The sequence below is a fragment of the Mycobacterium sp. DHQP2018-32-09 genome (genome assembly GCF_058148405.1).
Map to the genome: position 1 here is coordinate 1 of NZ_JBYVYK010000089.1, position 8946 is coordinate 8946.

Annotated in this window: 13 protein-coding genes and 1 pseudogene; 10 read left to right on the plus strand and 4 right to left on the minus strand. The window is 69.7% G+C overall.

Going from position 1 to position 8946, the window contains the following annotated elements; translation table 11 throughout:
• From AC30CM_RS26315 to AC30CM_RS26325, 3 genes and pseudogenes are all read left to right on the plus strand, one after another.
• Positions 1-396: pseudogene (locus AC30CM_RS26315) on the plus strand (acyl-CoA dehydrogenase); the annotation flags it as partial.
• Positions 393-1154: a PIG-L deacetylase family protein gene (locus AC30CM_RS26320; RefSeq protein ID WP_490119860.1), complete on the plus strand. Its 762-nt coding sequence runs from the start codon at positions 393-395 to the stop codon at positions 1152-1154. The pseudogene AC30CM_RS26315 and the gene AC30CM_RS26320, both read left to right, overlap by 4 nt.
• A complete protein-coding gene (locus AC30CM_RS26325) occupies positions 1151-1771 on the plus strand; it encodes an SAM-dependent methyltransferase (protein ID WP_490119861.1) in 621 nt (206 codons plus the stop codon). The genes AC30CM_RS26320 and AC30CM_RS26325 overlap by 4 nt, the downstream gene beginning before the upstream one ends.
• 4 nt (positions 1772-1775) lie before the next feature.
• Here the strand turns inward: AC30CM_RS26325 and AC30CM_RS26330 are convergent, their stop codons facing one another.
• Positions 1776-2189, minus strand: coding sequence for an STAS domain-containing protein (locus tag AC30CM_RS26330; protein WP_490119862.1), 414 nt, complete (start codon positions 2187-2189; stop codon positions 1776-1778).
• A gap of 351 nt (positions 2190-2540) precedes the next feature.
• Between AC30CM_RS26330 and AC30CM_RS26335 the strand changes: the two genes are divergently transcribed.
• Entirely contained in the window at positions 2541-2687 is a 147-nt protein-coding gene (locus tag AC30CM_RS26335; protein WP_490119863.1) for a hypothetical protein, read from the plus strand.
• 4 nt (positions 2688-2691) lie between these two features.
• Here AC30CM_RS26335 and AC30CM_RS26340 read toward each other — a convergent pair whose 3' ends face one another.
• Positions 2692-3369: an HAD family hydrolase gene (locus tag AC30CM_RS26340; protein ID WP_490119864.1), complete on the minus strand. Its 678-nt coding sequence runs from the start codon at positions 3367-3369 to the stop codon at positions 2692-2694.
• A 217-nt stretch (positions 3370-3586) separates the two neighbouring features.
• Here AC30CM_RS26340 and usfY point away from each other — a divergent pair, with 217 nt between their 5' ends.
• On the plus strand, positions 3587-3898 hold the full coding sequence (gene usfY / locus AC30CM_RS26345) for a protein UsfY (RefSeq protein ID WP_490119872.1): 312 nt from the start codon (positions 3587-3589) through the stop codon (positions 3896-3898).
• 41 nt (positions 3899-3939) lie between these two features.
• Here the strand turns inward: usfY and AC30CM_RS26350 are convergent, their stop codons facing one another.
• The gene (locus tag AC30CM_RS26350; protein ID WP_490119865.1) at positions 3940-4371 is read right to left on the minus strand and encodes an STAS domain-containing protein; all 432 of its coding nucleotides are present in this window, start codon (positions 4369-4371) and stop codon (positions 3940-3942) included.
• 254 nt (positions 4372-4625) lie between these two features.
• On the opposite strand from AC30CM_RS26350, the gene AC30CM_RS26355 reads away from it, so the two are divergent.
• The 5 genes from AC30CM_RS26355 to AC30CM_RS26375 all read left to right on the plus strand — a co-directional run bounded on the left by AC30CM_RS26355 (position 4626) and on the right by AC30CM_RS26375 (position 8067).
• Positions 4626-4883, plus strand: coding sequence for a DUF7218 family protein (locus tag AC30CM_RS26355; protein ID WP_490119866.1), 258 nt, complete (start codon positions 4626-4628; stop codon positions 4881-4883).
• Between the two features lie 295 nt (positions 4884-5178).
• On the plus strand, positions 5179-5664 hold the full coding sequence (locus tag AC30CM_RS26360; protein ID WP_490119867.1) for a hypothetical protein: 486 nt from the start codon (positions 5179-5181) through the stop codon (positions 5662-5664).
• 189 nt (positions 5665-5853) lie between these two features.
• The gene (locus tag AC30CM_RS26365; protein WP_490119868.1) at positions 5854-6099 is read left to right on the plus strand and encodes a hypothetical protein; all 246 of its coding nucleotides are present in this window, start codon (positions 5854-5856) and stop codon (positions 6097-6099) included.
• Between the two features lie 148 nt (positions 6100-6247).
• Positions 6248-7246, plus strand: a complete 999-nt coding sequence (gene pat / locus AC30CM_RS26370) for an acetyltransferase Pat (RefSeq protein WP_490119869.1) — start codon at positions 6248-6250, stop codon at positions 7244-7246.
• Complete coding sequence (locus tag AC30CM_RS26375) at positions 7246-8067, plus strand: shikimate 5-dehydrogenase (protein WP_490119870.1); 822 nt, start codon at positions 7246-7248, stop codon at positions 8065-8067. The genes pat and AC30CM_RS26375 overlap by 1 nt, the downstream gene beginning before the upstream one ends.
• Before the next feature lie 12 nt (positions 8068-8079).
• Here AC30CM_RS26375 and lpqN read toward each other — a convergent pair whose 3' ends face one another.
• Entirely contained in the window at positions 8080-8781 is a 702-nt protein-coding gene (gene lpqN / locus AC30CM_RS26380) for an envelope biogenesis lipoprotein LpqN (protein WP_490119871.1), read from the minus strand.
• Between the last annotated feature and the right edge of the window lie 165 nt (positions 8782-8946).

The following is an 8946-nucleotide window of genomic DNA, read 5'->3' on the forward strand; positions in this document are numbered from 1 at the left end:
GTGGCCGCGTGCTGGCTGGGTGCGGCGCGCGCGGTCGCCGCGCCGCTGTACCGCCGCGTCGCGTTGCACGGCCGGCCCTGCGACCCACATGCCGAGGCGCACCTGGGAGCGGTCGACGCCGCGCTGGCCGCGGCGGACGCGGTGCTGGAGGTGGCGGCTCGTCACGCCGACGCCGGATCGGGCGGTGAGGATGCGGAGGTGATGGCACGGCGGGTACGCGCCGTCGTCGAGCACGCGGTCGAGGAGACCATCGGCCGCACCGGCCGGGCGCTGGGGCCGGCGCTTTTGACCTCGGACGCCGACCACGCCCGCCGGGTGGCCGATCTGTCGATCTACGTACGCCAGAGTCACGCCGAGCGCGACCTGGCCGCCCTGGGCCGGCGGGTGGCGAGGTGACCCATCCCGGCAATGGGCGGCGGTTCGCCGCGGTGCCGCTGACGACGCCGGGTACGCCCGCGCAGTCGTGGATCGACTGGCTGCGGGGCCGTCCCGTCCTGGACGTGCGGGAGTGCCCGGCGCTGGTGGTGGTGGCGCCGCATCCCGACGACGAGACGCTGGGCCTCGGCGCCATGGCGGCCATGGTGCGCGCCCGGGGGATCGAGGTGACGGTGCTCGAACTGAGCAACGGGGGAGCGGCCTATCCCGAGCTGTCGCGCCTCGAGCGAGTGTGGTTGGAACGCGACCGCAGAGCCGAGGTGCTGCGCGCCACCGCGCGTCTCGGGGTCGCCGAACCGCTGTGGCTGAACCTGCCCGACGGCGATCTCGCCGCCCACCACGACGCGATGGTGGAGGCGATCGGCGACGTCCTGAGCGGACGACCGGCGGGCGCCTGGTGCGCGGCGACGTGGCGCGGTGACGGTCACCCCGATCACGAGGCCGCGGGGCGGGCCGCGGCCGAGGCCGCGGCGAGATCGTCGGCCCGACTGCTGGAGTTCCCGGTGTGGACGTGGCACTGGGCGCTGCCCGGCGACGCCGCGGTGCCGTGGGAGACGATGTCGACGGTCCCGCACGATCGCACCGCGTTCGCGCGAAAGCAGGAGGCCGTCAAGGAGTTTCGCTCCCAGCTGCACGGCCCCGACGCGACTACGGAGCCCGGCCTTCCGGACTTCGTGGTGCGGCGGTTGCTGGCGGTGGGCGAGGTGGTGTTCGGATGACGTCGAAACCGACGGACTACTTCGTGGCCCTCTACGACGCGTCCGACGATCCGTGGCAGCTCGGCGAGCGGTGGTACGAGCAGCGCAAGTACGCGCTGACCATGGCGGTGTTGCCGCGGCACCGCTACCGGCACGCCTTCGAGCCCGGATGCTCCGTCGGCGTCTTGACGACGGCGCTCGCCGCCCGTTGCGACCAGGTGACCGCGACCGACGTGGTTCCCGCGGCCCTCGACGCGGCGCGCACGCGCGTGGCGGCCGCAGGCCTGGCCGCCGGCGTCCGACTGCTGCGGCGGTCCATCGAAGAGCCGTGGCCACAGGCCGATCTCGTCGTGTTGTCGGAGGTGGCGTACTACCTCGACGAGGCAACGCTGCGCGCTCTGCTGCTGCGGGAGTCCGCGCGCTTGGAACGCGGGGCCACCGTGGTCGCCGTGCACTGGCGGCATCCGGTGTCCGACTATCCGCTGACCGGCGACCAGGCCGCGGCGATCATCGGTGAGACGCCCCGGCTGCACCCGCAGGCGCGGTACGTGGACGAGGACGTGACGATCGAGGTCTACACCGTGGACGACGGCACGTCGGTCGCGCGGGCCACGGGCGTACCCGGGGTGCGGACGTGACGGCTCACAGCTGCGGAACGGTCAGCGGCCGCGCCCGCTGACGGACGGCGGGCAGCGCGTCGTCCATGGTGGTGACGACGCGCAGGGCGTTGTGCGGGTCGCAGATGCGCAACACCCGGGATGCCGCCGCGCCGACCACGATGACCGATGCCGCGCGGCGTTTGGCGCACGCGGCGTTGATGCGATTGACCGCCCACAGACCCTCGGTGCCGAAGAACGCCAGGTTTCCCAGGTTCAGGATGAGGCCGGGGAAGGACCCGGGCATGGCGTCGACGAAGGCCACGACCTCGCGCGCATTGTGGGCGTCGAGTTCTCCGGTGACGGTCACCAGAGCGGTCCCGTCGGCGAGTGCGGCGTAGGTGAGGCGGACCGAACCGCGGGGGAACGTGCCGGCGGGGCGGCTCAACGTGATCGACATCGTGTGGCTCCAGTCAGTCGAAGGATGCGCGAGTAGGGCAGGTCGGGAAACGGGCTCTGCGGAGAGCCGGCGTCCCGGAGGGGCGACCCAAGACGTTCGAGCGGCTGCTACTTCAACCTGAGATGAGGCTAGTACGGATTCCGTGGCCGGACAATTAAGTTTGTCTTTAAGAAAAGTGCTGATAAGAGGCATGTGGTCTGCTTTTGACCGCGCGGCGGCGCCGCTAATTGACGCAGACGCCACCGAATCCGTTGCTGGCAAAGGTCCGGGTTTCGTGGAGCTGGGGCTCGGGTAACCGAAGCGCATCGTTTCGGTCGACTTTTCGCAAACGGAAGGGCGAGGGAGTCTGCGATGGCCTCCAATTACTCCGCACGGGAATCCGAGCCCGGTGACGCGACGTTCTGGATCGCGGCCATCAGCGGCGCTGTACTGCTCGCCGTACTGATCACGGCCGTCGTCGTGTACTTCATCGGCTCGACGCTGTCGTACGCCGCCTGACCGCTCACCCGACGCGCGCAGCGAGCCGGCCCACGGGTCCATCGTCGAGTTGCTCCAGCATCTCGGAAACGTCCTCGTACACCGCCACCGCACCCTCACCTTCGAGTTCGCCTCGGCTGATGCCCCCGCTGAGCAACGCGATGCACGGCACCCCGGCACGTGCGGCAGCGCGCACGTCCCACACGGCATCGCCGACGAAGACCGCGTCGTCGGGTCCCACACCGGCGCGTTCGAGCGCCACCCGCACGATGTCGGGCCGGGGTTTGGCGGTCTCGACGTCATTCGACGACGTCATGGTGGACACCAGATCGTCGCGATCCAGGACCCGCCGCAGGATGTCGAGTTCGTGCTCCGGTGCCGACGTGGCCAGGACCACTTGAAGACCCATGCGTCCCACGGCGTCCAGCACGTCGCGGCCGGCAGGAAGGGGGCGAATCAGGTCGGCGGCGTCGGTGTAGAAGCGATCGTGGAGTTCCTTGGCCCGTTCGGCGGTCTCCGAATCCGAGTCGCCGAGCAGTTCGGTCAGCAGCGTCGACCCGTCCATGCCGATGCGCCGGTGTACCCGCCACGACGCCACGTCGACGTCGAGGGCCGCGAACGCGCGGTGCCAGGCGTGTACGTGCAGATAGTTGGAGTCGACGAGCGTTCCGTCGATGTCGAAGAGGACGGCGGGGTTGGGCATGACCGCATGATTCCCCGCGACGGCGGCGCGAAACGAACGATGCCCCAAGGGGGACCGCGCGAGAACGTGAACAGCGGCGTGAGCGCCGCGACGATGGGCAATGGCAGTCGCCACCAAGGGTTTCCGGCACTCGGGCCGCGGGGTACAAGGTGGGGGACGAAAGACTTGAAGCGTTGCGCCAAAGGGGCGCTGGATCGTGGAGAAATCGAGGAACACCATGGGCAACACGTCGTCGGACCCCGTCGACCACGCGCGCACCACACGCCAGCACGCTGGGGAAACGATGAAGAACGCGGCCAACGTGCCCGGACTGCTCGCGATGGCCGTCGGCGTCGTCGCGCTGGTCGTCGGGTTGGCGTCGTTCGCCACCGGCGCGAGTACGGCCGGCGCGGCGGCGGTGGTCGTGGCCATCGTGGCCTTCGCGGTGGGGGCCGGCGTGCTGTACCTCGCCCACCGCCGGGTGCGGCGCCAGGAACTGCAGTGGGTGCAGACGCATCCCAGGGCCGATCTGCAGCCGCCGACCAGTTGACCTCCGGCCGTCCGGGGAGTGCCGGAGGATGTCCGACGAGGCTATCGGGCTGAGTTCCGTTCGCCGTCGACCACCGTCAGGAAGGTGGGCGCGGGGCCGATGGTGACGGCCGCCTCCACGGTGTCGACGACCGGCAGGCCACGACCTGGGTCGCAGATGTCGAGAACCCGCTCCACCTCGCGACCGGCGATGAACGCCACGGCGATGCCCCGCGCCGAGCACGTCACGTTGATGCGATGCAGAACCGAGAAGCCATGCGTGCCAAAGAAGGTCAGTCCGCGCATGTCGACGACGAGGCGGCGTGCGGGTTCCAGGCAGTCCCTGGCCCACTGCAGCACGTCCGCCGCATTGGCGGCGTCGACGTCGCCCTCGATGGTCAGCAGGACGGCCGACGGGCCGAGATGCGAACGGGTGTGGCTGGCTCCGCCGGGTGATCGGCACATGCCACCCGCAGACGTCGATGCGATGGTCACCGGGCGCTCCAAACTCTCAAGTGGCGATCACGTCAAGAGAGTGGCCCTACTGACTTAAAGCTGCCGCTGGGGTTCCGGCGGGCTCGGTTGACGTAGTACGAGGTTGACGTTGCAACCTGAAGCAAACTCTAGACCTGCGCTGCGCCGGCGACAACGAGTTTCGCATTCCGTCATTTTCGTGCCTCACGCTCGCGCGTTTGGGCGGTGTCGATGGGGGCATCCCTCCATGCCGACGCGATCAGGAGGTGATCACGATGCCGAACTCGTCGATCAAGAACGAGGACATGTACGAGGAGTTGCGCAAGCAGGGCAACTCCAAGGAGAAGGCGGCGCGGATCTCGAACGCCGCTGCCGCGCGGGGCGCGTCCGCCGTGGGAAAGAAGGGCGGCAAGTCCGGCTCCTACGAGGACTGGACCGTCGACGAACTCAAGCACCGCGCCAAGGAGCTTGGCCTGTCCGGCTACTCCAAACTCAACAAGCAGCAGCTCATCGACGAGTTGCGCAACCACTAGAACCGTGGCGACGCGGGCGCGCGAGGACCCGATGGAGCACCGGGGGCCGCTCGGAGACCACGGCGGAACGGCTGGACCGCAACTGGGGCAGCCTGACCCCACTGGGGGCCGCGCTGGCGGGCACCACCGTCATCGTGTTCGAGGCGGTCCTGGGGCACGTTGCGGCCGTGGTGTCCGGAGTGGTCGCGGTCGTTGCGTTTGCCACGTTCTGGTTCGCGCTGCCGCTGTGGATGCGCGTTTTCCCTCCAGGGGGCAGGGGTACCCGACCTGCAGCCGACGAGAGGTGAGGCCCATCATGGGCACCAAACAGGGAAAGCACGCTGCCGCGACCGCGAGGTCGTCGCGCACCACCGCCATCTATCTGACCATTTCGCTGTCCGTGGCCGTCGTCGCCGTGGCGGCCGCGGTCGTGGTACGAGCGCTCGACGGTGGCCCCGACGGTGGCTCTGCCGCGCCGCAGCCCGCCGCACACACCGCGCCTGCCGTTCCAGCAGCCAGCGATCAGACGATCGTGCAGGAGGGGACCATCGTGGCGGTCACACCCACGTCCGTCACGGCGGTGGGGACCGACGGCGTGGCGCGCACCTACCTGGTCGACGGTCAGACCAATGCGATCACCAGCGACGGCAGCCGGGTGGGTGCTGCGGCCACGGCCTTCGCAGTCGACGACCCGGTGTCGATCGTCGGCGTCGTCCGCAACGGCGCACCGGTGGCCACCGCCGTCGCGCACCGTGACGTTGCCGGCCTCGGCGGACCACCGATGGACTACGCGCTGCCCTGATCTCGCCTCGTCCTGCCGACGTCTCACGGCCCTCGATCCGTTGGATCGGGGGCCGCGTCACGTCCCCGGCCCCCGGCCTGGTTTCTTACCTAGTCAAACGAAATTCCATGGGCGCATCGGGAATGGCAACGGGGTGTCGGGTGGTTGGTGCTGATGGGAGACACGCAAACCGCACGAGGAGATATGCACGTGGACGTCAACGCACGCACGATGAAGCCGATCGCCACGATCGTCGGTGGGTCCGCCGTCGCGGTGGCCGCCATTGCCGCAGCCGTCCTGCAGGGGTCGGCGGCCTCCGGCTCGTTCGCCGGGGACATGAGCACCGGCGTCACCATCACCGCCACCAACCCGCCCAGCGCGGCACCGGTTTCCGCCGCACCCGAGATCCGCGGACCGGCCCCGCTTCCGGTCGAGGAACAGGGCCTGCCCGGCTGACGGGACACACCGCGGCCGGTGGCGGCATGGTCCGCCGCCGGTCGCGCGTGACCGGCGCCGTCACATCCGCGCGGATGTAAGCGACACCGCCCCCGCGTTTCCCAGGCTTTCCTTGCCGCGCTCGTCGTGGGAGCCGTAGCCTCGGGACGTGGCGGCATTGGATACCGTCAGCGCCGACGAACTGGCCGAACTCAAGTTCTTCGCGGGCTGCTCGAGGGACGCACTGGTGCCGTTGGCGGCCCAGCTGCGGCCGCTGTCCGCCGCTCCCGGGCAAGTGCTCATGCGTCAGGGCGAGCATGCCGTCTCGTTCCTGCTCATCGGGTCCGGCCGCGTCGAGGTGTCCCACGTCGACGCCGACGACGAGACCACCGTGGCCGTCGTCGGCGCGGGTTTGATCGTCGGCGAGATCGCGCTGCTGCGCAACGCCGTCCGCAATGCCACCGTCACCGCCATCGACCCCCTGGACGGCTGGGTGGGCGGGCGCGAAGCGTTCTCGACGCTGCTGGATGCGCCGCCCACCATGACCCACCTGCTGCGCACCGCGCGACAGCGGCTGGCCACCTATGTGGCACCCGTGCCCGTGACCGTGCGCGACGGCAGCACCTTCTTCCTGCGCCCCGTGCTTCCCGGGGACAACGAGCGCACCGTCCACGGACCGGTGCAGTTCTCCTCCGAAACCCTCTACCGCCGGTTCCAGATGACCAGGACGCCGTCGACGTCCCTGATGCGCTACCTCTTCGAGGTGGACTACGTCGACCACTTCGTGTGGGTGATGACCGACGGCGTCGACGGGCCCGTGGTCGCCGACGGCCGCTTCGTGCGCGACGACCGCAGGCCCGACGAGGCCGAGGTGGCCTTCATCGTCGGCGACGACTATCAGGGTCGCGGCATCGGCAGCTTCCTCATGGACGCCGTGTCGGTCGCTGCCCGCAGCGACGGCGTGCGCCGCTTCACCGCTCGCGTGCTGTCGGACAACTACGCCATGCGCGCCATCCTGAATCGCCATGGGGCCCACTGGGAGCGCGACGACCTCGGGGTGGTGACTACCGTGATCGACGTGCCCACGTTGCGTGACATGTCGCTGACACCCGTGCAGTACCGCGAGATCCGCGAACTCGCCCGTCAGGTGATGAAGGCGGTCGGTTGATGCCGCGCCCGCCGCTGTCCAAGGACACCACGCTGTGCATCTCGCTGGCCGGCAGGCCCAGCAACATCGGGACCACGTTCCACAATCACCTGTACGACGTGCTCGGCCTGGACTTCGTCTACAAGGCCTTCACGACCACCGACATCGCCGCCGCCATCGGCGGGGTGCGGGCCCTGGGGATCCGCGGCTGCTCGGTGTCCATGCCGTTCAAGCGGGACGTGCTCGACCTGGTCGACGAGGTGCAGGAGTCGGCGCGCGTCATCGAGTCGGTCAACACCATCGTCAACGACGACGGCCACCTCACCGCCTCCAACACCGACTATCTCGCGATCCAACGGCTCATCGCCGAGCACGGTCTGGACCCCGCGGCCACGCTGTTGATCCGAGGCAGCGGCGGCATGGCCGGTGCGGTCGGAGCGGCCTTCCGCGACAGCGGCTTTCGCCACGGGACGGTGGTCGCCCGCAATGCCGAGGCCGGCACGGCTCTTGCCGCGCGCCTCGGCTACGACTATGCCCCCGACGTCGGCGGCCGGGGCCACGACGTCGTCGTCAACGTCACCCCCATCGGCATGGCCGGTGGTCCGGAAGCCATGGACCAGGCCTTCGACGACGCCGCCATCGCCACGGCGGGCACCGTGTTCGACGTGGTGGCACTGCCCTCGGAGACGCCGCTGATCACCGCGGCGCGCGCCGCAGGCGTACCGGTGATCACCGGCGCCGAGGTCATCGCCCTGCAGGCCGCCGAGCAGTTCGAGCGCTACACCGGCGTGCGGCCCACCGCCGACCAGGTCGCCGAGGCGTCGGCACTGTCACGCGCCTGACGCCTCGGCAGATCACGGCGCAGTGATCTTGACGTTCTCGTCGATGGCCGCGGTCGCGTCCATCAGCGGCTGGATCTGATCCTCGGTGCCGTCGGCATTGAACTGCATGACGAACAGATCCGGACCCGCCGGGATGACGACGGTCTTCTGCGCGATCATCCGCTTCTGGCCGTCGCGCTCGTAACTGCCGCCGATCTGATAGGCCTCGAAGCCGCTCAGCTGGTCGGCCTTGCCGTCGCCACCATCCCACCCGGGCAGGTTCTTCAATTCGCCCGGCGCGTACTCCATCACCTTCGCCGGATCCGCCCCGCCGCTGAGCTTCGACATGATCGCCACGATGGTCGGCGGGTTGGTCGCCATGGCCTGGTCCCCGGTGAACACGATGGCCTTGTAGGCATAGGCCGGCGCCTGCGCGCCGGCGTCGGTCCACCCGGGCGGCACCGGCCAGTCCACCGTCGGGCTCCCCGGATCGCCTGGCTTGACCGGGGTTTCGGTCAGGTTGGCCTGCTTGATGTAATCCGCGATGGTCTCGTTGGTGCCCGCCTGCTCCTCTGCGGGCGCCGCCTCCGAGGTGCTGGTCTCGCTGCTGCTGGTCGCGCTGGACGTCGACTCCGACTTCGTGTCCGAGCCACACCCGGCCAGGGCGAAGCTCAGGGCGAGTGCTGCTGCGGCGGCGGTGCCGCCGGCCCTCGAAAACGTGGTGAGCGTGGTCACGGAAATCTCCTGTCGATCTGAAAGCGCACCTGAGCCTACGGTCGGGCGCTTCGAAAAGTCACGCACGAAACCCCCCGCGGCAGACCCCCGTACCCGGGCCGGCCGTGGTACCAAGACCAGGTGCGCGTGCGGGCGGTCGGCGTCTCGATGGCTTCGGTCGGCTTC

Bases quoted from the DNA above. Each gene is read 5' to 3' on its own strand.
- AC30CM_RS26325 (WP_490119861.1), top strand. From the start codon at position 1,151: ATGACGTCGAAACCGACGGACTACTTCGTGGCCCTCTACGACGCGTCC.
- AC30CM_RS26330 (WP_490119862.1), bottom strand. From the start codon at position 2,189: ATGTCGATCACGTTGAGCCGCCCCGCCGGCACGTTCCCCCGCGGTTCG.
- AC30CM_RS26335 (WP_490119863.1), top strand. From the start codon at position 2,541: ATGGCCTCCAATTACTCCGCACGGGAATCCGAGCCCGGTGACGCGACG.
- AC30CM_RS26340 (WP_490119864.1), bottom strand. From the start codon at position 3,369: ATGCCCAACCCCGCCGTCCTCTTCGACATCGACGGAACGCTCGTCGAC.
- usfY (WP_490119872.1), top strand. From the start codon at position 3,587: ATGGGCAACACGTCGTCGGACCCCGTCGACCACGCGCGCACCACACGC.
- AC30CM_RS26355 (WP_490119866.1), top strand. From the start codon at position 4,626: ATGCCGAACTCGTCGATCAAGAACGAGGACATGTACGAGGAGTTGCGC.
- AC30CM_RS26360 (WP_490119867.1), top strand. From the start codon at position 5,179: ATGGGCACCAAACAGGGAAAGCACGCTGCCGCGACCGCGAGGTCGTCG.
- AC30CM_RS26375 (WP_490119870.1), top strand. From the start codon at position 7,246: ATGCCGCGCCCGCCGCTGTCCAAGGACACCACGCTGTGCATCTCGCTG.